The organism is Kribbella endophytica (assembly GCF_054781295.1).
The window spans coordinates 14,208-36,970 of record NZ_BAAGUR010000004.1 but is presented as its reverse complement, the minus strand read 5'-3'; the positions used below and the strand labels follow the sequence as shown (position 1 = coordinate 36,970).

Below are 22,763 nucleotides of genomic sequence, written 5' to 3'. Positions count from 1 at the left end.
CGGTTTCTGTCGGTGCGACCGGGCAGGGTGGTTCGCATGGACATCTCCGGCAAGCGAGCAGTCGTCACCGGCGCCGCCGTCGGCACCGGCCGCGCCATCGCCGCGCGTGTGGCCGCGGAAGGGGCCGAGGTCGTCCTGGTCGACATCGACGACGAGGCCGGGCACCAGGCCGCCGAGGCGATCAACAAGAGCTCGGCCGGGTCGCCACGGCCTGTGGCCCGCTACGAGCACCTCGACCTGCTCGACGACCAAGCACTCGCCCGGCTCCTCGACGAAACCCGCCCCGACATCCTCGTCAACAACGCCGGCGGCGGCGCCGTCCTCCGCCCCTGCTTCCCCGACGCCGACGCGGCCCGCTGGTCGGCCTCGCTCGACCTCAACCTGCGCGCCCCGATGCTCGCCACCCAGCTCGTCCTCGACCACATGCGCCAAGCCGGCGGCGGCGCGGTCGTCAACGTCGGCTCGACCGCCGGCCGCGGCCTGGGCCCGCACGTCTCCCCGGAGTACAGCGCCTCGAAAGCCGGTCTGATCCGCTTCACCGCGACCCTCGCGCCGCTGCGGGACACTCACCGCGTTCGCGTCAACTGCGTCGTACCGGACTGGGTGGCGACCGAGCGCGGCATCGCCGAGCGCGAAGCCCTTCCGGTGGAGGACCGCGGACCCGAGCAGATCCCGCTGCGGACCCTCACCGACGCCGTCGTACGGCTCATCGAGGACGACACTCTCGCCGGTCGCGTCCTGCTCCTGGAAAGAGAGCGCTTACCGGAGCTGCTCGACCTCTAGCTGCGGACCCCCGCGACTGGCAACATTCCGGCATGACGCGCCCGTCGGTCCCTGCCTTCGCCACCGTCCCCGTCACCCTCATCGCCGTCGCGGTCGCCGCCGTGCTCACCGCGCTGTCCGGCCGGTACGGCTACCACCGCGACGAGCTGTACTTCCGCGTCGCCGCCGACCACCTCGCCTGGGGCTACACCGACCAGCCGCCGCTCACCCCACTGCTCGCGAAGATCTCGATGACGATCTTCGGCGACACCCCGATGGGCCTGCGCGTCGTCGCGACCCTCAGCGCGGCGCTGACCGTGGTCGTCGTCGCGTTGATCGCCCGCGAGCTCGCGGGCGAACGCAAGGCCCAGATCCTCGCCGCAGCCTGTACGGCGCTCGCCGGCTTCGTGCTCGGCACCGGTCACATGGTCTCGACCGCCACCTTCGACCTGCTGGGCTGGATGGTGATCGCGTTCTTCGCCCTCCGCCTGCTCCGGACGGACGACGCCCGCTGGTGGATCCCGCTGGGCCTCACCACCGGGATCGCGCTGGAGAACAAGTACCTGGTCGTCCTCCCCCTCGCGGCCCTGCTGCTCGCCGTACTGGTCACCGGTCCGCGCAGCATCCTCAAGACCTGGTACCTCCCCGCGGCGATCGCCGTGGCAGCTGTTGTCGCGGCGCCGAACCTCATCTGGCAAGCCACCCACGACTGGCCCCAACTGACCGTTGCCGGCGGCATCAGTGAGGACGACGGCACCGAGAACCGGATCATGTTCATCCCGCTCCAGATCGCGCAGCTCTCGCCGTTCCTGGTCCCGATCTGGATCGCCGGTTTCCTCCGCCTCTGGCGCACTCCCGCCCTGCGGTGGTCGCGCCCGGTCGCGCTCTCCTACCCGATCCTCTGCGTCATCGTCCTGGCCACCGGCGGCAAGTCGTACTACGCGCTCCCGCTGCTCCTGGTCCTTGTTGCCGCAGGCACCCAACCCACGCTCGACTGGCTGTCCCGAGGCCGCCGGCCGGTACGCCGTACGGTCTTCGCCGCGGGCGCCGTCCTCACCGCCGTCACCTCGGCCGCGTTCACGCTCCCGGTCCTGCCGGAATCGGCCGTCAACCTCGTCCTCCCCGTCAACGCCGAGCAGGGCGAGCAGATCGGCTGGCCCGAACTCACCGCCACCGTCACGTCCGTCTGGCACCAGATCCCGGCGGAAGACCGCGATCGAGCCGTCCTCTTCGCCGGCAACTACGGCGAAGCCGGCGCTCTGGCCAAGTACGGCGACGACCTCCCGACCGTGTACTCCGGCCACATGAGCTACGCCGACTGGACGCCCCCGACCGACGCGCACGACGGCCCGGTCGTGGTGGTCACGCAGGAACGCTCGCCGCAGTACGAGTCCCACTTCGGCACCTGCACCGATGCCGCCCGCGTGGACAACGGCCAACGCGTCGACAACGAGGAACGCGGCGCCCACGTCCTCCTCTGCACCGGCCCGACGAAACCCTGGTCGGCCCTCTGGCCCGACCTCCGCCGCTACTACTGATCGACCGGGCACCACGGCTTGGTCAAGGTGCTCTCCCGGTCGGTGGGAGCGCCGCAGACGAGGTTGTCCTTGGCGGTCGCCCGGCCCTTCTCGAACGTGACGATGTAGACCGGCTTGTTCACCGGCACCCGCTGGTCGATCCGGCCGCCGAAGTCGATCGTGCCGGTCACTCCTTCGTAGCGCCGTTGCTGGCCCGCGTCGTCGGTGATCGACAGCAGCGCCGGCCACAGCGTCGCGCTGCTGATCGCGATGTTGTTCTCGGCGAGGAACCGCACCGCCAGTACGGCGCTGTAGCCGGCGTCGTAGCTCAGCGCGGCGTGACCGTCGAGCGTGCGGGACCGCTCCGGGTCGCCCTCGTAGTCGAAGAGGTCCGTCAGCCGCTGGTAGAAGTTCGCCGCTGCCGGTGATGCGGCGCCACCGAGCTCGGGCGCGATCGCCAGCGAGAGGTACTGGTACGGGACGGCGCGGTTCGCGGCACTCACCGAGCGTTCCGCGACGTGCTTGGTGACATCGTCCCCGGCCAGGATGTACGGCGGTTGCTTGGGGCAACGATCGGTGATGCCGTCCAGGAAGGCCTGGAAGTCGACCAGGCCGCGAGCGGCGTACAGGACGGCCTCGCCCTGGGCGTCGCACGCGTCCCGGCCCGCGCGCTCGGCGTCCAGCCCGTCCGGCGCCTGCCCGTCCGCGTCCTGTCCGTCGGGCCGGATCGAGGTTGTCGTGACCGCGATTCCGCGTCGAGCGAGACTCTCCTCGAGGTCGGCGGCCAGGTTCTGGCTGTAGGTGTCCTTCGGGTCGGCCGACTTGTAGAGCCGCGCGCGACGGGTCAGGCGGTGGCCGAACGCGTCCTGGCCCTTGGCCATCAACTGGTTCAGGTACGCCGCGGCGACGGCGGCCTCGCGACGGTTCTGCGGCGAGATCTGGAAGTACAGCCGCGACGTGTCGACCATCGTGTCGGCGGTCAGCGTCGCCGCGATCGACGGGATGCCGGCCGCGGCGAGCTCCTTCACCATCGTCTGGGTCGACTCGCGGCTCTCGTGCAGCCCGGTCGCGGCGACGATGCTCGGGTCGTCCTTCATCAGCACCCGCAGCCGGTCGACCACGAACCGCGTGTGCTGCAACTGCGGGCCCGCGTTGGCGATCAGGACCCGCAGCAGCGGCTCGCCGCCGCGGTTCCTGTCCAGCTGCCGAGCCTGGACGACGGCCATCCCCGCGAGCTGCTCGCGCTGCGCGGCCAGGGCCTTGTCGACACCGGCCTGGTCAGCGACCGCCGCCACGAACACCAGCGTCATCAACGGACGACCGGTCTCCGCGTGCAACCGCCGTACCTGCTCGTTCTGGGCGAAGATCAACCCGCGAACGTCGTCGAACTGCGCGCTGGGCAGCAGCAAGCTGTTGGACCCGTCGGACACCCCGACGCACGTCCCGTCGATCCGCGCCACCGAGTCCGCGATCGGGTCCGACAGGAGCCAGCTCGTGCCGTCCCGCCACTGGAACCCGTCGCCGCACCGGCGTTCGTCGTCCACCATCCCGTACGCCGTGTAGCCGCCGCCGACCACCGCCAGCGTGGCCAGGACCGACACTCCACGGGCAACCCTCGTACGACGCCAAGGTGTCGGCGGCCGACTCAGGTACCGCGCTGGGGGCGCGGGCGGGTCCCCGTCGGCCCGCGCGTGCACCGTGATTGGGATGATCCAGGCGATGATCTCCCGCCGCCGGCTCAACGCCTCGTTGCGCTGGTGCCACCCCTGCACGAGCTCCGCCGGGGTCTTGCTCTCCAGCGACGAGTCCTCGGCCGGCGGCAGCGCCAGCGGCGGCACCAGCCGACTGGTTGTCATCAGCAACAACGGGTCGAACGTCCGCGTCTCGTTGCGCACGTCGGCGACCGTACGGATCAGTGGGTATCCGCCGTTCGCTCGCGTGATGCCGTCCAGCAGGACGATCGGGAAGGTCGTCCTGTACCGCCGGAAGAACCCGCGGCGTGGATAAGCCCCGCGGAGATCCCCCAGGAATGCGCCGACGAGCAGCCGGGCGATCTGCGCAGGGTCCTGCTTCTGCCACTGATCCGCGGTGATCCGGTAGGCGAGCTCCGCGAAGGTGTCGTCACCCCGCGGCAGGAAGTCCTGATTTCGGAACCACCTGTATCCCTTGCCCGGCCCCGGCACCCGTCCGCTGTGCAGGACCCGCAGGAACCCGGTCACAGTCACCAGTACGCCGGTCGCCAGCACCCGCGGCAAACTGTCGAGCGCGTACCGCGCCGCCGTAGCCCCGTCATCCCCCGCCGTCGCCAGTGCCCGCCGGAACATCTTCCCGCTGATCGCCGGCGGCCCACCATCCGGCTCCGGCACGGAGATCTTCATCAACCAGTTGACAAGAAAGAACCGCCGAAACCGGTACTTGCCCCCCGTTCCCCAACGCCAACTGCCCCGTGATCGCCGACAACACCTTCCGCAGCTCGACCACGTCATCGACGTCGATCGGCGCCAGATCATGATCCGGCCCCGCCTGCGCACTCCGGTTCCCACTCAGGTCGACATACGCGTAAGGAACCGGCTTCTCCCGCCGATCCCCCGGCCGCAACTGCTCCGCGATCCCCACCAGCAACCCCGGCTGCTCATGCAACGAAGGCTGCACACAAGCCAGAATCGGCGGCGTGTCCTCCCGCCCCAACCGCTTCCGCAACCGCCGAAACCGCAGCCGAACGAGCTCAACAAGCGCCTCGAACCCCTCGAACCCACCCGGCACCATGCCCCCAGAAGTCAGCAACCGGCCCAATGACCCTCACTGATCACCAAGCGGAACCCATCCTGCCCAAAGAGTCACGCCCCTAAGCCCAACCGGCTCCCAAAGCGGGCACCCGACAACAAAGGTCACCCCAAACAACCGGCGCCACCAGACGACCTGCCCCACCACGCAAGGCGAAGCCACCCCACCCCACGGACGTCACCCCACCCCAGACGGCAACCCGGCCACTGACGCCACCCGGACCGCAGCCAAGCCAACGGCCGCTGGACGCCAAAGGCCGCGCCCGCCTTCTCGTCGGCCAACTTCACCAAGTACCAGCCACCAATCACCTGAGCGGGCGAACCAAGGCCGGCAACCCCGCACGCCCCGCGCACCCACGTCCCACCCCAGGCGGCAAAGCGAAGGCACCCAGCCGACAACCTCACCCGAGCACAGCGAAGGCACCCTCACAGCAACCCATCCCCAGCCCCCAGGCGAACCCACGACAAGGCTGCAAGTACCAGCCCCAGATCGCATAAGCCGGCAGATGGATGCCGGCACTCCCACCGGCGCACGCACCCCCCACCCCCAGGCGGCAACCCGACACCCGGCCTCAGCCTGAGAAGCCGAGCCACGCGAAGACGCAGATCTGCAGCCGGTGGATGGGTTGTAGCGATGGTGCCGACCGCGGCGATGCGGCCGGGAAGGTGCCCTCCGGCTGAGGCCGCGGCGGCCGGAAATAGGTGGCGAGATGGCCCGCCGCAGGCAGCGAGTACGCGGAGAGATGGTCGGCCATGGGTGGCGAGATGGAGACGCACGTATGCGCCGACCACAACTTGCCGAGCGATGCGAAGGCAACCCAGCGGCCGACAGCCTCATTAGCCGGCCCAAGCGAACGCACAGATCTGCAGCCGGTGTGGATGGGTCACGGCGATGGTGCCCGAGGTAGCGATGCGGCCGGCAACGTCGCCGTGGGCTGAGACCGATGCGGCCGGCAGTACAAGAGAGTGGGCTCGCCGTAGGTGGTGACGCGAACGCGTGCACGTCACGTAGGTAGTGACGCGAACGCGTGCGCGCGGATCGACGGCGGGGACAGGCTGGTCGACGAGGTAGCGCCGCCATCGCGGTGGACGGTGAAGACGGCGCCGGCTGACGGCGTTCGCGATCTCGGCACCGTGGTCGCAAGCGGCTCAGAAGGAGCAGCCGAGCGAAGCGAAGCGACCCAGCGTCGACATGCAGCAAGTGATGTGGCGTGGGGAGGTTGGCGATGCGGCCGGGAAGACGCCAAGCGGGTGGCCTCGCCGGAGTCGTTGGCCGACACCTACCAGGTGCTGCACGAGGCGCCCTTCGACTGAGGCCGCTGCGGCCGGTAGTACAAGAAGTAGGCGGCAAGGTAGGCAGGGCATTTCACGTAGGCGTCAGCAGCCGAGCGAAGCGAAGGCCTACCCGGCAGAGGACCTCAGCCCCAGCAGCCGAGCGCAGCGAAGGCCCGGGGCCAGTACCAACGTGGGTGCGAGAACGAAACCCGACGAGCAACCCCAGCCACAGCAGCCGAGCGCAGCGAAGGCCCGAGGCGGCCCAGTATCGACGTGGTCCGCCAGAACGCCGCGCCGTAGACGGCACCAGCCACAGCCGCCGAGCGCAGCAAAGGCGGAGGCGGGCTCGGTACCGACGTGGTGCGAAGAACGCCGCACCGCAAGCAACCCCAGCCCCAGCGGCCGAGCGAAGCGAAGGCCCCAGGGGGTGCGGGTGGCGAAGCCCCCGCAACGCGGCAAGCGAAGCGCAGCCGCACAAAACGACGAAGGCGACCTGGTCCGCGCTTTCCGCGGACACAAGTCGCCTATCGACTACGTGGACGATACTGGGATCGAACCAGTGACCTCTTCCGTGTCAGGGAAGCGCGCTACCGCTGCGCCAATCGTCCAGGTGTTGAGTTGTGAAACCAGGGGTGTTCAGAGGTGGAGACGGGATTCGAACCCGTGTACACGGCTTTGCAGGCCGTTGCCTCGCCTCTCGGCCACTCCACCAGGTGAGAAAGCGGCCTGCCGGATACCCTCTCCGAGCGGACGACCGGGTTCGAACCGGCGACCTCAACCTTGGCAAGGTTGCGCTCTACCAACTGAGCTACGTCCGCGTTGCGACCGGTTTTCGTTCCCCCGGCGCGAGAAGAACATTAGCCCATCCAGGCGGGAGAACAAAAATCGGGGTACCCCTTCGTCACCCTCCGTTCACCCCCTGATCACGCCTGTGGAGGCGAAATCCCAACGGTGTAAGACGAATCGCCGTACCGAGAGCTACTGTGTGGGCCGTTGGAAGGAGCAAGGAATGATCGTCTGGCTCAACGGGGCCGTTCTGCCGGACCCGTCGTCCGCGGGGTTGTCGGTGCTGGATCACGGGCTGACCACGGGTGACGGCGTCTTCGAGACGCTGAAGATCGTCGACGGGCAGCCGTTCGCGGTGACCAAGCATCTGGAGCGGCTGGTCCGCTCGGCGACCGGGCTCGGCCTGCCGGCACCGGACGTCGTACAGGTCGAGGACGCGATCGCGACGGTCGTGAAGGCCGACCCGGACATCGCGTTCGGCCGGCTACGCATCACCTACACCGGCGGCGTCTCGCCACTCTCCTCGGAGCGCGGCACAACCGGCCCGACCCTGGTCGTCGCATCGCAGGCGATCAAAGCACCGGCGCCGACCTCCGCGCTTGTCACAGTCCCCTGGGTCCGCAACGAGCGCAGCGCGGTCGCCGGCCTCAAGACCACGTCGTACGCCGAGAACGTCCGCGCCCTGGCCTACGCCAAGGAACGCGGTGCCAGCGAAGCGATCTTCGCCAACACCATCGGCAACCTGTGCGAGGGCACCGGATCGAACATCTTCTGCGTGTACGACGGGGAGCTGGTCACCCCGACGCTCGAGTCAGGCGCGCTGGCCGGAGTCACGCGCGCCCTGGTGATCGCCTGGTTCGGCGCCGTCGAGCGCGACGTACCGCTCGCCAAGCTGGCCGAGGCCGACGAGATCTTCCTCACCTCCACCACCCGCGACGTCCAAGCCATCCACCGAGCCGACGCCCGCGACCTCACCACCCCCGGCGAAGTCACCGCCGCCGTAGCCAAAACCTTCGCCGAACGCTCCGCCGAAGACATCGACCCCTGACCGTTTCGTGGGTCAACCCACCAGCTCGACCGTTGGCCCACCGAAATCCGACGGACCAACGGGCCATCTCGTGGGTTCACCCACGAACTCACCCGTTGGCCCACCGAGTTTCAATGGGCCAACGGGTCATTTGGCGGGTAAGCCACGAAACGCCCGTCCTGCTTGTTCTTCTACATCCGGCCGCCGCCTTGTTCTTCTGCATCCGGCCGCCGCGGCCCCAGGCACCGCCTACCGGGTCCGGCCGCATCGCCGCCCGCCTCAGCCACTCGGCGTCCTAGCCGGCAAGCACCCACGCGCACCGACAACTGCACGAGTGCGGGCACAACGACAAGCCGCGCCGGTGCTTTACACCGGCGCGGCGAGCGCGTACGTCGTACGAGGGCTTGCTACTCCCCCGACGCCTTGCGGCGTTCGCGGTACGCCGCCACGTGCAGGCGGTTGCCGCAGGTGCGTGCGTCGCAGTACCGCTTCGAACGGTTCCGCGACAGATCGATCAGTGCGTCGTCGCAGTCCGGTGCCTCGCAGCGACGCAGACGTTCGCGTTCGCCGGCCGAGATCACCTGGGCCAGCGCGATGCCGCACTCGACCGTGATCCGGCAGGTCAGCGACGCACCGTCGCGCGAGTAGTGGATGTGCCACGGGTGACCGTCGTGGTTGGTCAACCGCGGCGTCGTCGTACCGCGCGCGACGATCGCGTTGATCATCGCCGCCGCTTCCGCGTCCGAACCCGTCGTGAACACCGGCGAGAACAACGGCCGCAGATCCCGGACCTCCTGCAGGTCCGTCTCGGTGAGCGTCCCGACCGCGCTGAACTCCCGCTCCTGGACGAACTTCTCCAGATCCTCGAGCGAGTCCATCGTGTCGACCTGGCTGTTCGGCCCGGGCAGCGTGTTGACCAGCCGGACCAGCGTGCCGAGCGCGTGCTCGGTGTCGTGCGAGAAAGTCACAATCACGTCTCCAACGCGACGGGGTCTCCGTCCTGCAGCAAGAGTAGCCCGGCCGGTTTCGTACGTCGCCGCTCCATGCGCTATGGTTTCTCCCGAGCAACACCAGCAACACCCCGAACGGGCGATTGGCGCAGTGGTAGCGCGCTTCGTTCACACCGAAGAGGTCACTGGTTCGAACCCAGTATCGCCCACGTTTGGAATCCGCAGGTCAGAGCGAGGACACGGCACCAGCCGAGCCCTCGCTCTCTTGTTTTCCTCCTACTCAGGCAGCAAAGGCAGCAAGAGCCCTAAAACCCGCTCTTGGGAGCAGCCCTGGACGTGCGTGTAGATCGCCAGCATCATTGTCGGCCGCTCGTGCCCTATCGCGCCGCCCTAGCCGCCGAATCCAAGCCAGCCAAAGCATGACGGCCTATCAGGTCGTCATCGCACTGCTCCGTAGCCAGCGAACCGACGACGCCGAACGCGTCGCCGCCCGATCAGCCGAAGGACCCATGTCCTTGGCAGGCTCGGACACCCCCGACGCCGTCTCCCTCGCCGGTTCCCTGTGGCTCATCTCCTCCGTCATCGCAGCCCGACGCTCCGACCGTGCTGCCTCGAACGAGCGCCTAGCCACGGCCACCCAGCTCGCGGAGCTCCTGGCGCACGACGGCAACCACTGGTGGACCGCCTTCGGCCCCACCAACGTCCTGATCCACCGCGCCTCGGTCGCTGCCGAGTTCGGAGACCCGAGCGGAACCCTCCGAGTGGCAACCGAAATCCACACAGAAGCACTGCCGGCCGGACTCCAAGGCCGCCGCTCCCGCCTCCACATCGACCTCGCATGAGCCCAAGCCCAGGCCAAGAACGACATGGAAGCGATCCTCCACATCCAGCAAGCCGAACGCGTAGCCCCCGAGTCGATCCGCTATCACACCATCGCCCGCGAGCTGGTCCGCGAACTCCTCAAGCGCTCCCGCAAGCCCACCCCAGCCCTAACCGCCATCGCAACCCGCGCAGGAGTCCTCGCGTGACCAACCGAACCTCTACATCGTCGTGTGCGGCGCACCCCTCGCCTCCCGCACCGCAGACGGCGTCAAGGCCACCCGCGCCAATGCCTGGGATCCCCACGTCATCCCCACCGATGCGGCCCTCCCCTGGCTCGCAGACCAGGACCTAGGCGACACCCCCGTCATCACCAGCAACCGCACCCCAGACCAACCGAAGCGCACCCCGCCGGCCGACGCCGTCGCCGTCGTCCCGATGACCTTCAACACCCTAAACGCATTAACCAACGGCAATGCGCACGCCTACCCACTGACGACGTTGTGCGCAGCGCTGGGTGCTCGCACGCCAATCGTCGCCGTGCCTTTTGCGAAGCATGACCTTCCCGGCCACCCCGCCTGGCTGGCATCGATAGCTGTGCTCCGATATGCAGGGGTGCGAATTCTCGATGCCCATAGCGGTTCAGCCGCCTCCCTCGACCCCGTAAGTAGCGGGACGGGGGGCAAAGTCGCTGTCGAGTTCCAATGGCGTTGGGTTCTTGACGCACTGGCGGAAGATCCGCGCCCTCCACAGAGGTAATTATCGAAGTCAGGCCTGCAAAATCATCAGAATTGCGACGAATGTTATGGCCAGAAAGACCAGGATGATCGCCCACCCACTCCACAAGAACTTTCTCCGAGCGATCTTTGAATTCACCCAAGCTTGAGCACTGATTTCATCCACAAGCCGCGCCTCGTCGACAACAAGCTCTTGAAACACAGAGCGATAATCTTCATATCGGCTGTATCTCCTGGCGACATGGTTGAAGTAGATTAGATTCTGAGGGTTCTCCTTCACCCAAAGGCGAGGAATAAGACACGCTCCGGCGCAAAGTGCAGCACCTAGAATGCTCGCCACAGAACAAATGACAATAACGATTTCGGCGACGCTCAACGTCTCGTTTTTGGTTAGGTTGTAAACCGTCCCGCCGATGACACCGCCTGCCGCAAGCGCCGCCGTCGCCTTAACTTCGGAAGCTCGAACCCATCCGGTCACGACGTCGAGGATCTTCCACGCCTGCTCGGTCCCGACTGATACGACCTCGACCACAGATTCGTGCGTATTTGCGCGCCCCGCCCTGAGACGCGAGAGGAGCGTCACCGCGGGCCTACGTTGCGAAGCTCGCGTGCTCTCCTAGCCTTCTCGGTCACTGCGTTCCCGAATTGAGACCTCTGGACCGCAGCTCGGAGATGCGCAACATCTTCCCGCTTCTTTTCGCCGTCCATGACCGCCTGACAGAACTGGCCTCCATGAATAGCGCACCACCCAGCAACCAGCATTCGCCCCTGAGCGTCTGGCTCTCCCTCAGGGAGGTTATTCACGACAACATTTTGCCAAATATTCAAACTCGGCCCATCTGGGCAGCCGCAACTGATCGCGAGATAATCGTTCTTCTCGATCATGTCCCAGACAGTCCCGGTAACTATGATCTCGTTCCGATTCGCAGTCTGCGCAGCCTTTGCTGCGTAATTGACAACCTTACCCGCCCAGATCGGTTCCTGCTCATTTGGGTTTCTCGGCGTACCAACTCGCTTGACTAGAAGTCGTCCCTCAGCAACACCGACCTTGAAGCCTGTCGCCGGACTTTCAGGCCATTTCTTCTCAAGCCTCTCCGAGAAGTCTGCCGAAAATGTTCGCACCGTTATCGCCGCGCACATTGCACGCTCGAAATTCCGATCGCCCCAGAAGAGAGCGAATGCACCGTCACCTTGAATCGCGATGAAATCGGCCTCGAACCGATTGAATATTTTGACTACGTTCCCGGTTCCCGCTTCGTAGATACTGGCCGTCGACGAAGCACGCTTACCTGTACCGAGCTTAGTAGAACCTTTCAGGTCAGCTACAACAGCAAGCACCCCCGAGACCTTGAACCATCGCCTTGCCTCGATTGGCAGCTTCGAGATATCAAGGATTTTGCCCTTATCGACTACTTCTGGAGTGCTTTTTAGCTCATCCCGGACACTCTCATCAAGCTCTTTTAGCATGCCTTTGAGATCGATGATCTCCCCCACCATTGCCCCCTGGCAATCGAAACTGCAGAACGTGCGCGCGAGCATCGTCTCGCGCGGCTTTGAAGCTGCCAGCCAACCGCGTTTGAGTGGATTCGTCCAGACCTTGGCCTTCAACGGTGCACGACGGCCGGCGGCGCACCACCTCTATCGCCGGTCCGTTTCGTCGCGCTGGCCCATGACCGACCTGCAACCCGTCGTCTCGGTCACCAAGGATCCATGCGAGCCTATCGGCGCGGGGCAGTTGACTCGTCTAGGTTTGCGTCATGGCGTTCGACTGGCTCTACGGTCCGAAGAGAGACGAACTGGGAAACCAGATCTATATGCGGTCGCTTGCGCTCGAACCGGACACCATCCGAGACATCGCCGGGCTGGTCGAACAGCACTTCAGTGAAGTCAAGGTCCGCTGGCACCCGGTTGAGGACCCGACGAATTCTTGGCTTGGCGAACCAGATACTCCACCTGCTCAGCCGTTCAACCTGGACGACCTCGCTAGTCGCCCTGACTGGGAGATCCGTAAGCTCGCAATCCACGCTCCCCTATTCAAAGTCGACCTTCGTGAGGGGCATTGGCCATCAATCACACACGAACCGGCCGACGAGAGCGCAGTCGCTCTCGCTGAGGTGATCTACAACAAGCTCTACGCAGAAGGCCGACCGCGCATCATGTGGAAGCCGCTGTTCGCCCGGGCTCCCGTCGTGCTAATCGCGCTCATGGTCGGGTGCTGGATCTGGTACCTGATCGGCACGAAGCCACCCCTGAGCCTCGGCCTGGCGGGATCGCCAATCACTGTGTTCGCCGCTGCCGCCGGCTGGAACATCGTGCGCGCTCGCGTGACGAGCACCGCCGGATACGCGGGATACCCCGGCCATCGAATCCGCACGGTCGACCGTAAGGAGCTGCGGAGCCAGCGAGCTGATCGACGGGAGAATCTCAGAGTCGGCTTGATGTCAGGCGGCACGGTCGCCGTTCTCAGCGCCATCATCGTCGGCTACTTCAAGCTCTACTGACCGTGGTGCATCGCGCTCGGGTCTCGATGGGATCCTGGCGAGGCTCGCGTGTACCTCAGGCATGACTGTGCCCAGCAAGGAGCATCGACCTCCGGCCGCCGCGCGGGTATGCAGGCCCGACAGGTTCCCAGGCAGCGGAAAGGCAGCAAGCAGGCTGCTCGTCCAAGTGATTAGGTGACATCGCCGCACTACTGCAGAGGTTGAAGAACGTCGGGTGGCTCGTTGGTATGCCAGAACCGCCTTCACACCGAAGAGGTCACTGGTTCGACCCAGTATCGCCCACTCAGTCGATAGGCGACTTGTGTCCGCGGAGAGCGCGGAGCGGGTCGCCTTCGTCGTTTTGTGCGGCTGCGCTTCGCTTGCCGCGTTGCGGGGGCTTCGCCACCCGCACCCCTGCGCCTTCGCTTCGCTCGGCGGCTGGGGCTGGGGTCCCTGCGGCGTCGCGTTGTGCACTCCGCCTCGCTGCCGGGCCGCCTTGGGCCTTCGCTGCGCTCGGCCGCTGTGGCTGAGGTCGTCTGCCGGGTGCGCCTTCGCTGCGCTCGGCCGCGTTGTCTGGGGTTGGTTGTCAGGGCGCCTTCGCTGCGCTCGGCTGGGCTGGTCTACTTGGGCGGCTTCACTCCGGTCGACTCCTCCGGGTGGCCGGTCTGCAGCACCTTCGCCCAACTGCTCGTGGTCAACGCCAACACAGACGCCGCCCACCGCGCAAACTCCGCCTCTTCCTCTTTCTGTATTTCCGGCCGGTGCCGCCTCGACCCAAGGCAACAGTGGCGGCCGCATTGGCACCTCGCCGGCCACCGCCCTGTTCCTTTAGTTGTTTGTACGGCGCTGGCGCTCGGTGTGCGAGCACGCGCCTTGGGGGCCGAGTTGCGTTGGGCGGGTTGCCAGTGCCGACGGCTGGGAAAGCGGTTAGTTGGGTGGCGAGAGGTGGGCGAACGCAAACCCGCAGGCAGGCAGTCGTCAGCTCGGTGGGCGGATGATGCGTTGCTCGATCGCGCGGGCCACGGCGGCGGCGCGGGTGTCGACTTCGAGCTTGGTGTAGATGTGCGAGAGGTGCGACTTGACCGTTGCCTCGCTGACGAACAACCGGCGGGCGATCTCGCGGTTGGATCGACCGGTCGCGAGCTGGTCGAGGATCTCGACCTCTCGTTCGGTGAGCAGTGGGCCGCTTCGGCGCATCAGCCGGGCTGCCACGGCCGGGGCCAGGATGGTCTCGCCGCGAGCGGTGCCGCGGATCGCGCGGAACAGGTCCTCGGGCGGTGCGTCCTTCAGCAGGTAGCCGCATGCACCCGCGTCGATCGCGCTCATGATGTCGGCCTCGGTGTCGTACGTCGTCAGGACCAGGATCTGCGGCGGTTCCGGGAGGGCCCGCAGGCGCGCGGTCGCTTCGGCGCCGCCTGGGCCGGCGCCCAGGTTGAGATCCATCAGTACGACGTCCGGCCGGATCGCGGCGACGAGCTGCACGGCGCTGTGGGCGTCGGAAGCCTCGCCCACGACTGACAGGTCGTCCTGACCTTCGACCAGCGCACGCATCCCGGCCCGTACGACGGGGTGATCGTCCACCAGCGCGACCCTGATCACGACGCCGCCCGAGCGGCCGGGGTCGCGACCCTGATCACGAGACCGCCCCAGCGGCCGAACATCCGACCTGGGCGGGAGGTCCGACCTGGGCGGGAGGTCCGACCTCGGCAGACACCCGGCCGGCGCGCGCCGACAGCTTCACCGGGTCGGAGCCGGCCGTGCTGAGACTGGGGATGCGCAGGCCACCGACCATCAGCACGTAGGCGAGCGTTCCACCCTCGACCAGGTCGGCGATGGTCCGCGGCCTGGGCGGTACGACGGACGGACACGTTGACCCGGTCGATCGCGACCAGGTGGGCCTCGGTGCGGGTCCGCCATCGGCAGACCGCGATCGCGCTGTCGGGTCTGGCGCAGACGCTCGATCGGGTCCGGTTCGACCCGGGCACGCTTCTCGACGACGGGCTGGTCCTCACGTTCTCGCCGCCTTCAGCGGGTCGGCTCGGGTTCGACCCGGGCACGTTTCTCGACGACGGGCTGGTCCTCACGTTCTCGCCGCCTTCAGCGGGTCGGCTCGGGTTCGACCCGGGCACGTTTCTCGACGACAGGCTGGCGCTCACGTTCTCGCCGCCTTCAGCGGGTCGGCTCGGGTTCGACCCGGGCACGCTTCTCGACGACCGGCTGGCGCTCACGTTCTCGTCGCCTTCAGCGGGATCGACGCCGCGAGCGCCGTCCCCTCGCCGGGCTCGCTCTCCAGGATCAGCGTGCCGCCGAGCTGGCTCAGGCGATCACGCATGCCGGCCAGCCCTCTCCCACGGTCCGGGGCAGTCGTTCCACGGTTGGCAAGGCCGCGGCCGTCGTCGCGGACGTCGAGGACCACCGAGTCCGGCTGGTACGTCAGCGTGACCACGGCCGTCGTGGCAGCGGAGTGCTCGAGCACGTTGGCCAGGGCGCCTCGCGCAGTACGCAGCAGAGCTGTCTCGACCTCGGGGCCCAGTGACACCGGGGTCCCGTGCACCTGGACCCGGACATCGACGTCGCTCACGGCGGCGAGCCGTTCGCAGGTCTGCCGCAGCGCACCCGGCAGCGCAGGTTGGCCAGAGGCAGCCGCGCCAGAGCCAGCAACCCCAGCGGCTGCAGCCCCCGAAGCATTCGCACGAGTGGCGGCCGTGCCAGAGGCAGCCGCGCCAGCGCCGGCAACCCCAGGGTCCGCCGCGCCAGAGCTAGCAAGCCCAGATGCTGCCGCCCCCGAAGCATTTGCGCCAGAGGCAGCCGCGCCAGCGCCGACCGTGTCAGACGCGCCCGTCCCAGCGACAACCGTGCCAGAAGCGGCCGACCCAGAAGCCGCCATCCCAGACGCAGCCGTCGCAGAGGCGGCTAACCCAGATGCGGCCGGGTCAGAGGCTGCTGCGCCAGAGCCAGCAACCCCAGGTGCCGTCGCCCCCAAAGCGGCGCCAGTGGCGGCCGCGCCAGAAGCGGCCGCGCCAGAGGCACCCAACCCAGAGGCCGCCAGCTCGGCAGGCGCCAGGTCCCGCACCACTCGGCGTACCTCGTCCAGCCCGTCTCGGGCGGTCGTTGCCGCCAGGGCCGCATGCTCGCGGGCCGCGGACGGCCTGGCGTCCCACTCGCGTTCGGCGGCCTGCAGGAGCAGGTTGATGCTGGACAGGCCCTGGGCGACGCTGTCGTGGATCTCCCGCGACAGTCGCGCCCGCTCGGCCAGGGCACCCGCCTGGTGTTGAGCGTCGGCCAGGTCTCCCTGCGCCGCATGCAGGTCGTCCAGCAGGACCTGTCGCGCTACCGCATCCCGCTCCAGCGCCCGGTAGGCGCCAACCGCCAGTACGGCGATGCACGCCGGCCCGAGCACGATCGTCGGGTCGAGGCGGTCAGCCATCCGGGTCCACTGGACCACCACCGTGGCCACCATGCCGGCGACCACCGCGCAGGCCGGCCAGAACGCCAGCACCCGCAGGGCCACGAACGACAGCGGTACGGCGCACCACGCGAACGAAGGCGCCAACAGCACCAGCCCGAACCACACCACCACCAGCAACGCGAGCCACACCCGGCCAGGCAGGACCGGCCCCGCGGCGTACGTCGCCAGCAGAGCCAGGGCCCCCGCGATCATCCACGGAGCCTGATCGCCGAACCCGTGACCGGTCAGGTAGCGCACCGCGGAGGCCAGCACGAGGACCACGAACGTCGTGTGCAGCGCCTTTAGCAGCCCGCCGGTCTGACCGAGCACGGCGGCCGGTGTCGGTGAAGTCGTCATGTCCTGCCGATGGTAGGCCCGAGAAGCCGGCGACAGAATCATCCGATCGGCTATCCAGCGGTGGCCGATCTCCCGTCGAACCGAGCGTCGACACGGACCACGCTGGAGACATCCCGTTCCAGCGATGAGAGGTTCCCGATGTCCGTCCGCTCCCTGTGCACCACGCTCGTGCTGTCCGTCGCCCTGGTCGGCGTCGTCGTCCCCACCGCGTCCGCCCGGCCCCTGACCTACGAACTGCAGGGCGACCTCGGCGGGTCGAAGTTCGAGGGCATCGGGTACGACGCTCGCGCGCAGCGCTTCTACGTCTCCGAGACCACCGGCGGCGAGATCCACCGCGGTCGGCTCGGGTCCCCGCCCGCGACCGAGTGGCAGGCCGGCGACGGTACGGACGGGCGCTGGACGGCCCGCGGCGTCACCGTCGACGCGCGTGGCCGGGTGTACGTCGCGGGCGGCCCGAACAGCATCGACCACCCGGGCGCGCCGGACCTGTGGGTCTACGACCGCGACGGGAAACTGCTCGCGGCGCTGCGGACCGGCGTACCGAACGCGTTCCTGAACGACCTGGTGATCGGGCCGGACGGCGCGGCGTACGTGACGAACTCGAACGCGCCGCAGGTGTTCCGAGTCGCCGAACAGCACGGCCGCTGGACCATCCGGACCTGGGCGGACGCGACGGCGACCATCCCGACCCAGACCGGCTTCAACCTCGGCGGCATCGTCCTGTCCCCGGACCGGACCGCGCTGATTGTGGCCCAGGGCAACGTGGGCAAGCTCTGGCGGTTCTCGCTGCGCACCGGCGCGGTGTCGGCGGTCGGCACCGGTACGGCGGACCTGGTCAACGCGGACGGACTCGTGCAGGACGGCCGCACGCTGTGGGTGGTGCGCAACTTCTCGAAGGTGCTGAGCACGCTCCGGCTGACGCCAGACGGTCGGACCGCGCGACTCGTCGCGGCGACTCCCACTGACCCCGACCGGGTGCTCACCACCGCGAAGCTCGCGCAGGGCCGACTGCTTCTGGTCGACAGCAAGTTCGACGAGCCGACCGCGACCCCGCCGTACCAGGTCGTCGCTCTGACCCCGCCGCGCCGATGAAGGTGACTCGCGCGCTGTCGGTGGCCGCGGTCATCCTGGTGACTGCGGCCGGCTGCTCCACCACCGAAGCCGCGCCGCCGAGCCCGACGACATCCACGACCACGCCCACCCCGACCCCGAGGCCCACGATGCCGACAGCGACCGATCTGGACCATCAACTCATCGCCGCCGCCTGGAAGAACGACCTCGCCGCCGCGCGCCGGTTGATCACCGCCGGCGCGGACGTCAACGCGGTGGACGACACCGTGCAGAGCGCCTTCCTGATCGCAGCCAGCGAGGGGTACGTCGAACTGCTCGACCTCACGCTGCAGCACGGAGCCGACGTCCGGAGCCTCGACAGCTACCACGGCACAGCACTGATCCGCGCTGCCGAGCGCGGCCACGCGGACGTGGTCGGCCGGCTGCTCAAGGCCGGCGTCGCGGTGGATCACGTCAACAATCTCGGCTGGACCGCACTGCACGAGGCGGTTCTGCTCGGCAAGGGCACACCGCAGTACATCGGCACCGTGCGACTGCTGATCGCCGCGGGCGCCGACCGCGCCAAGCCGGCCGAGCGCGACGGCACCACGCCGGTGCAGGGCGCCAAGAAGCTCGGCCAGAGCGCGGTGACCGCCGTGCTCGAGACCAAGCGCCCGGACTCCCCCGCGGCGGCGCTGCTGTCCGCGGCGACCTCAGGCAACGCGAACCTGGCCGCCGCCGCGCTGGCGGCCGGTGCGCCGATCGAGTCGAAAGACGGCAACCGCCGTACGCCGCTGATCCTGGCGGCGTCGAACGATCGCGTGGAGGTCGCCCGCTTGCTGGTCGCGCTCGGCGCGGACCCTGACGCTCAGGACGACCGGCAGGACTCGGCCTGGCTCGTCACGGGTGTCACTGGAAGCGTCGCCATGCTCGAAGCCCTCCTGCCGGCGCATCCGGATCTCACTCTCCGGAACCGGTTCGGTGGCGTTTCGGTGATTCCCGCCAGCGAACGCGGCCACGTCGAGTACGTCCGTCGCGTCGTCCGGACCGGGATCGACGTCAATCACGTCAACGATCTCGGCTGGACCGCGCTGCTGGAGGCCGTCATCCTCGGCAAGGGCACCGAGCCGTGGCAGCAGATCGTCCGCGTTCTTCTCGCGGCGGGCGCCGATCCGTCGCGTGCGGACAGTGACGGTGTCACTCCCCTTCAGCACGCCCAGAAGCGCGGGTACGACGAGCTCGCCGCGATCCTTCGCGAGGCGAAGGCGCGGTAGAAGGCCGACCGGGCACGAGCGCGGGCGGCGGCAAGCTCGGCGAGGTGCTACGCAGCCGGCTCAGACGAGCCAGGCGCCGTCCAGCATCAGATCCCGGCCCTCGAGCTCGTTCGCCTCGCGCCAGGACTGGATCCGGACCGGCGTGACCTCGAAGTACGGGTACGTCGCCTTGAGGGCTCTCGGGTCGAATCCGGTCTTCTCGGCGAAGGTGTCGCCCTGCTCCTGGGTGGGGGCGAATCGCTGCGCCGTACCGGTGACGAGGACGACGTCGCGGGTGCCGCCGATGGCGAGGTGGACGTGCCCGTTGGCCTGGAGGTTGAGGCTGGTGGGGTTGCGGGAGGCGGTGGAGAGGATCAGGGTCTCGCCGGTCCAGATGAAGGAGAGCGGGACGAGGTACGGGACGCCGTCCGCTGAGGCGGTGGAGACCCAGGCGTCCACGGCGGTGGCGAGGCGCTCTAGAGCATCTGCTTTGCGGGTTGCAAGAGGGCGCGCGGGGGCGGGCATGTTGGTCTCCGTCACATCGGAAGTGTGCCAAATCAGGGGGTTCAGGAGGCTGCGATACCGATTTTTCTTGGCCCCGAAAGTGCGCTACTGTTCTGCTCTCGCAGGGAGCGAAAAACTCCCGGTGAGAAGTGCGAACGTAGCTCAGTTGGTAGAGCGCAACCTTGCCAAGGTTGAGGTCGCCGGTTCGAACCCGGTCGTTCGCTCGGAAGAGGTCAGCAGGCTGAGACTCTGTGGTGGAGTGGCCGAGAGGCGAGGCAACGGACTGCAAATCCGTGTACACGGGTTCGAATCCCGTCTCCACCTCGCAAACCTTGAAGAACTTCATACGGACGATTGGCGCAGCGGTAGCGCGCTTCCCTGACACGGAAGAGGTCACTGGTTCGATCCCAGTATCGTCCACGCGAGATCGAAGGCGACGTGCTCTGCACGTCGCCTTCTTCTGTTTTAAGGCGTGGAACTTGATCCGTAAGCCTGTTTGAATCCTTGGGCATGGGCTCTGTGTGGGTGGGTGAGCGGGTTCGGTTGCGGGCGATCGAGCCCGAGGACTGGGCGGACTTCCACCGGTTCGACGAGGACAGTGAGATGCAGCGCAACGTCGACATGGTGCACGCACCGCGGTCGGCGTTCGCCATGCAGGCCTGGGCCGAGGAACAGGCGACCCACGGGGAAGAGAACGACCGGCTGCAGCTCGCCATCGAGGCGATCGAGACCGACACCGTGGTCGGCGCGTGCTCGACCAACGACACCAGTCGGCGGTCCGGGCGGTTCAGCTACGGGATCGCGATCGGGCGTGAGCACCAGCAGCAGGGCTATGCCGGCGACGCGGTGAAGCTGTTGCTGCGGTTCATGTTCGAGGAGCGGCGCTACCACAAGGCCGAAGCCGGCGTGTACGCGTACAACGAGGCCTCGATCGCGCTGCAGGAACGGCTCGGGTTCCAGCGCGAGGGGCACCTCAGGGATCACGAGTTCCTGGCCGGCGCCTACCAGGACATCATCGTGTACGGCATGACCGCGGAGGAGTTCACCGCACTTCACATCCGCAAGTGAGAACCGCCGTTGAAGTCGAGCACGGTCCCGGTGGCGAACTCGGCGGCCGGTGAGGCCAGGTACAGGATCGCGGCCGCGACCTCCTCGGGGGCGGCGACCCGTTCCAGCGGGCTTTCCATCCGCCGACGCTCGTAGCCATCGCCGGCGAGTGCGTCCGCGGCCATGTCGGTGGTCGTCCAGCCGGGCGCGATCGCGGTGACCGCGATGCCCTCCGGACCGAGAGCCCGGGCCAGCGACTGCGAGAGCGAGACCAGGCCGGCCTTGCTGACGCCGTAGGCCGGCTGGTTCGGCTCGCCGCGGAAGGCGCCTCGCGACGAAACGTTGACGATCCGGCCGCCCCGGCTCATGTGCTGCACGGCGCACCAGCAGGCGTTGGCCGCGCCGATCAGATTCACCCCGAGTGTGTCGGCCCAGGCCTGCTGCCAGTCCTCGTACGACGTACGCCGGATCGGATGCGCCGAGTAGACCGCCGCGTTGTTGACCAGGACGTCGATCCCGCCGAGCGCGGCCGCGGCCTCGTCGACCATCCGGCGGATCGCGTCGGGGTCGGCAAGCTCAGCCTGTACGACGACGTGCCCCTCCCCCGGAAGCTCCTTCAGCACCGCCGAAGCAGCCGAGGCCGAGGCGCCGTAGTGCACGGCCACCCGATCTCCGGCCGCGGCAAAAGCCTTCGCTGTTGCCGCGCCGATTCCTCGTGAAGCCCCCGTCACCAGCACCGATCGACTCATGCCCCCGAGTCTTTCACCGAGCCCGATCGCTCACTCGGCCGGACCGTTCACTACCGCGGCGTGATGTCCTTGCGGTAGTTCTTCGTCTGGCGGGCCCACTCCTTCTTCGCCTCGGCCCGCAGCCTGGCATCCGTCCGCCGGGCCATGAACGCCGCCTCACGCTGCAGCTTGATCCAGCTCTCGTACCGGCGTACCGGAAGGGTGCCGTCGGCAAGGGCTTCCTGCACCGCACACCCGGGCTCGGTCTGATGCGCGCAGTCCTTGAACTTGCAGTGCTCCGCGAGCCCACTGACATCCGGGAACGCCGCCGCCAGCCCCCCGCCGAACTCCTGCAGCCCGATCCCCCGCAGCCCAGGCGTGTCGATCACGACTCCGCCCTGCGGCAGCGGGATCAGCTCACGCCGTACGGACGTGTGACGCCCCTTGCCGTCCTCGCGGATCGCCTGGACGTCGAGCAGTTCGACACCAGCGAGAGCGTTGACCAAAGACGACTTGCCCGCGCCACTGACGCCGAGCAGAGCCATCGTGGAGTTGCCGGCCAGCAGCTCGCGGACCGCTTCGACGCCTTCACCGGTGGTCGCACTGCAGACCAGTACGTCGGCGCCCGGCGCGGCCGTGGCAACGTCCTCGGCGATCGACTCCGCGTCGCCGACCAGGTCGGACTTGGTCAGTACGACGACCGGGTGCGCGCCGCTCTCCCAGGCCAGGGCGAGGAAGCGTTCGATCCGGCCGATGTTCGGTTCGGGGATCAGGCCGACGACGATGGCGATCACGTCGACGTTCGACGCGAGCACCTGGCCGCGGGACGAGCCGCCGACCTCGGCACGGACGATCGCCGTACGGCGAGGAGCGATCGCCTCGAGCGTGATCCGGTCGTCCGGCCAGCACCGCAGGCCGACCCAGTCGCCGGTGCACGGGGACGACTGTGAGTCCTCGGCGACGGCGGCGAGCACCCCACCGGACCAGCTGGCGCGGACCGGGCCGTCGGCGGTGAGAACGGTGGACAGGCCTTTGTCGACCCGGATGACGCGGCCGTGGATCAGGTCGGGAAAGGCAGAGAGGTAATCGGCAGTGGACTGGTCCAGGCCGAGGGATTCGAGCGTTGCTGACATGGTGCGACGAACCTTTCGGGAGGCCCGGCCGCGGAGATCAGCTCGGCGGCCGGACGGTGTGGGAGAGAGCGGGCCCGTCGGCTCGATGGTCCTCGTGGGCCAGATCG

At 68.0% G+C, this 22,763-nt stretch carries 19 protein-coding genes and 7 tRNA genes; 14 read left to right on the top strand and 12 right to left on the bottom strand.

Annotated elements, in window-relative coordinates; genetic code table 11:
- Window positions 1-36 precede the first annotated feature (36 nt).
- Together ACYVIO_RS32025 and ACYVIO_RS32020 are read left to right on the top strand one after the other, a co-directional pair.
- Complete coding sequence (locus ACYVIO_RS32025; protein WP_460654666.1) at window positions 37-783, top strand: SDR family NAD(P)-dependent oxidoreductase; 747 nt, start codon at window positions 37-39, stop codon at window positions 781-783.
- Between the two features lie 32 nt (window positions 784-815).
- A complete protein-coding gene (locus ACYVIO_RS32020) occupies window positions 816-2,300 on the top strand; it encodes an ArnT family glycosyltransferase (RefSeq protein WP_460654665.1) in 1,485 nt (494 codons plus the stop codon).
- Here ACYVIO_RS32020 and ACYVIO_RS32015 read toward each other — a convergent pair.
- The 4 genes from ACYVIO_RS32015 to ACYVIO_RS32000 form a co-directional block, all read right to left on the bottom strand.
- Window positions 2,294-4,657: a type 1 periplasmic-binding domain-containing protein gene (locus tag ACYVIO_RS32015; RefSeq protein ID WP_460654664.1), complete on the bottom strand. Its 2,364-nt coding sequence runs from the start codon at window positions 4,655-4,657 to the stop codon at window positions 2,294-2,296. The genes ACYVIO_RS32020 and ACYVIO_RS32015 overlap by 7 nt on opposite strands.
- 2,216 nt (window positions 4,658-6,873) lie before the next feature.
- Window positions 6,874-6,945, bottom strand: a tRNA-Val gene (locus ACYVIO_RS32010).
- Window positions 6,946-6,977: 32 nt separating this feature from the next.
- A tRNA-Cys gene (locus ACYVIO_RS32005) sits at window positions 6,978-7,048 on the bottom strand.
- Window positions 7,049-7,082: 34 nt separating this feature from the next.
- Window positions 7,083-7,155, bottom strand: a tRNA-Gly gene (locus tag ACYVIO_RS32000).
- A 191-nt stretch (window positions 7,156-7,346) separates the two neighbouring features.
- Between ACYVIO_RS32000 and ACYVIO_RS31995 the strand changes: the two genes are divergently transcribed.
- On the top strand, window positions 7,347-8,171 hold the full coding sequence (locus ACYVIO_RS31995) for an aminotransferase class IV (RefSeq protein ID WP_460654663.1): 825 nt from the start codon (window positions 7,347-7,349) through the stop codon (window positions 8,169-8,171).
- 386 nt (window positions 8,172-8,557) lie between these two features.
- Here ACYVIO_RS31995 and ACYVIO_RS31990 read toward each other — a convergent pair whose 3' ends face one another.
- A complete protein-coding gene (locus ACYVIO_RS31990) occupies window positions 8,558-9,124 on the bottom strand; it encodes a CGNR zinc finger domain-containing protein (protein WP_344171570.1) in 567 nt (188 codons plus the stop codon).
- A gap of 113 nt (window positions 9,125-9,237) precedes the next feature.
- On the opposite strand from ACYVIO_RS31990, the gene ACYVIO_RS31985 reads away from it, so the two are divergent.
- From ACYVIO_RS31985 to ACYVIO_RS31970, 4 genes are all read left to right on the top strand, one after another.
- Window positions 9,238-9,309 (top strand) — tRNA-Val (locus tag ACYVIO_RS31985).
- A gap of 300 nt (window positions 9,310-9,609) precedes the next feature.
- Entirely contained in the window at window positions 9,610-9,942 is a 333-nt protein-coding gene (locus ACYVIO_RS31980) for a hypothetical protein (RefSeq protein ID WP_460654662.1), read from the top strand.
- A gap of 24 nt (window positions 9,943-9,966) precedes the next feature.
- Window positions 9,967-10,128, top strand: coding sequence for a hypothetical protein (locus ACYVIO_RS31975; RefSeq protein ID WP_460654661.1), 162 nt, complete (start codon window positions 9,967-9,969; stop codon window positions 10,126-10,128).
- A gap of 16 nt (window positions 10,129-10,144) precedes the next feature.
- Entirely contained in the window at window positions 10,145-10,678 is a 534-nt protein-coding gene (locus ACYVIO_RS31970) for a flavoprotein (protein ID WP_460655461.1), read from the top strand.
- Between the two features lie 9 nt (window positions 10,679-10,687).
- Here ACYVIO_RS31970 and ACYVIO_RS31965 read toward each other — a convergent pair whose 3' ends face one another.
- Window positions 10,688-11,188, bottom strand: a complete 501-nt coding sequence (locus tag ACYVIO_RS31965) for a Pycsar system effector family protein (RefSeq protein ID WP_460654660.1) — start codon at window positions 11,186-11,188, stop codon at window positions 10,688-10,690.
- Between the two features lie 47 nt (window positions 11,189-11,235).
- Complete coding sequence (locus ACYVIO_RS31960) at window positions 11,236-12,150, bottom strand: hypothetical protein (RefSeq protein ID WP_460654659.1); 915 nt, start codon at window positions 12,148-12,150, stop codon at window positions 11,236-11,238.
- Window positions 12,151-12,413: 263 nt separating this feature from the next.
- Here ACYVIO_RS31960 and ACYVIO_RS31955 point away from each other — a divergent pair, with 263 nt between their 5' ends.
- Complete coding sequence (locus tag ACYVIO_RS31955; protein ID WP_460654658.1) at window positions 12,414-13,157, top strand: hypothetical protein; 744 nt, start codon at window positions 12,414-12,416, stop codon at window positions 13,155-13,157.
- A gap of 957 nt (window positions 13,158-14,114) precedes the next feature.
- Here ACYVIO_RS31955 and ACYVIO_RS31950 read toward each other — a convergent pair.
- Together ACYVIO_RS31950 and ACYVIO_RS31945 are read right to left on the bottom strand one after the other, a co-directional pair.
- Window positions 14,115-14,735 (bottom strand): response regulator, encoded by a 621-nt coding sequence (locus ACYVIO_RS31950; RefSeq protein WP_460654657.1) that lies wholly within the window; start codon window positions 14,733-14,735, stop codon window positions 14,115-14,117.
- Between the two features lie 625 nt (window positions 14,736-15,360).
- Entirely contained in the window at window positions 15,361-16,941 is a 1,581-nt protein-coding gene (locus ACYVIO_RS31945) for a sensor histidine kinase (RefSeq protein ID WP_460654656.1), read from the bottom strand.
- Window positions 16,942-17,079: 138 nt separating this feature from the next.
- On the opposite strand from ACYVIO_RS31945, the gene ACYVIO_RS31940 reads away from it, so the two are divergent.
- A complete protein-coding gene (locus tag ACYVIO_RS31940; RefSeq protein WP_460654655.1) occupies window positions 17,080-18,033 on the top strand; it encodes an SMP-30/gluconolactonase/LRE family protein in 954 nt (317 codons plus the stop codon).
- The gene (locus ACYVIO_RS31935; protein WP_460654654.1) at window positions 18,030-19,265 is read left to right on the top strand and encodes an ankyrin repeat domain-containing protein; all 1,236 of its coding nucleotides are present in this window, start codon (window positions 18,030-18,032) and stop codon (window positions 19,263-19,265) included. Before ACYVIO_RS31940 ends, ACYVIO_RS31935 begins: the two co-directional genes overlap by 4 nt.
- A gap of 60 nt (window positions 19,266-19,325) precedes the next feature.
- Here ACYVIO_RS31935 and ACYVIO_RS31930 read toward each other — a convergent pair whose 3' ends face one another.
- A complete protein-coding gene (locus ACYVIO_RS31930) occupies window positions 19,326-19,784 on the bottom strand; it encodes a pyridoxamine 5'-phosphate oxidase family protein (RefSeq protein ID WP_460654653.1) in 459 nt (152 codons plus the stop codon).
- Window positions 19,785-19,899: 115 nt separating this feature from the next.
- On the opposite strand from ACYVIO_RS31930, the gene ACYVIO_RS31925 reads away from it, so the two are divergent.
- The 4 genes from ACYVIO_RS31925 to ACYVIO_RS31910 all read left to right on the top strand — a co-directional run bounded on the left by ACYVIO_RS31925 (window position 19,900) and on the right by ACYVIO_RS31910 (window position 20,816).
- Window positions 19,900-19,972, top strand: a tRNA-Gly gene (locus tag ACYVIO_RS31925).
- 29 nt (window positions 19,973-20,001) lie between these two features.
- Window positions 20,002-20,072: transfer RNA gene (locus tag ACYVIO_RS31920), tRNA-Cys, on the top strand.
- A gap of 24 nt (window positions 20,073-20,096) precedes the next feature.
- Window positions 20,097-20,168: transfer RNA gene (locus ACYVIO_RS31915), tRNA-Val, on the top strand.
- Between the two features lie 90 nt (window positions 20,169-20,258).
- Complete coding sequence (locus ACYVIO_RS31910) at window positions 20,259-20,816, top strand: GNAT family N-acetyltransferase (RefSeq protein ID WP_460654652.1); 558 nt, start codon at window positions 20,259-20,261, stop codon at window positions 20,814-20,816.
- On the opposite strand, the gene ACYVIO_RS31905 is transcribed toward ACYVIO_RS31910, so the two are convergent.
- Window positions 20,801-21,544, bottom strand: a complete 744-nt coding sequence (locus tag ACYVIO_RS31905; protein WP_460654651.1) for an SDR family NAD(P)-dependent oxidoreductase — start codon at window positions 21,542-21,544, stop codon at window positions 20,801-20,803. The genes ACYVIO_RS31910 and ACYVIO_RS31905 overlap by 16 nt on opposite strands.
- Before the next feature lie 50 nt (window positions 21,545-21,594).
- The gene (gene rsgA, locus ACYVIO_RS31900) at window positions 21,595-22,656 is read right to left on the bottom strand and encodes a ribosome small subunit-dependent GTPase A (protein ID WP_460654650.1); all 1,062 of its coding nucleotides are present in this window, start codon (window positions 22,654-22,656) and stop codon (window positions 21,595-21,597) included.
- Window positions 22,657-22,763: the final 107 nt, after the last annotated feature.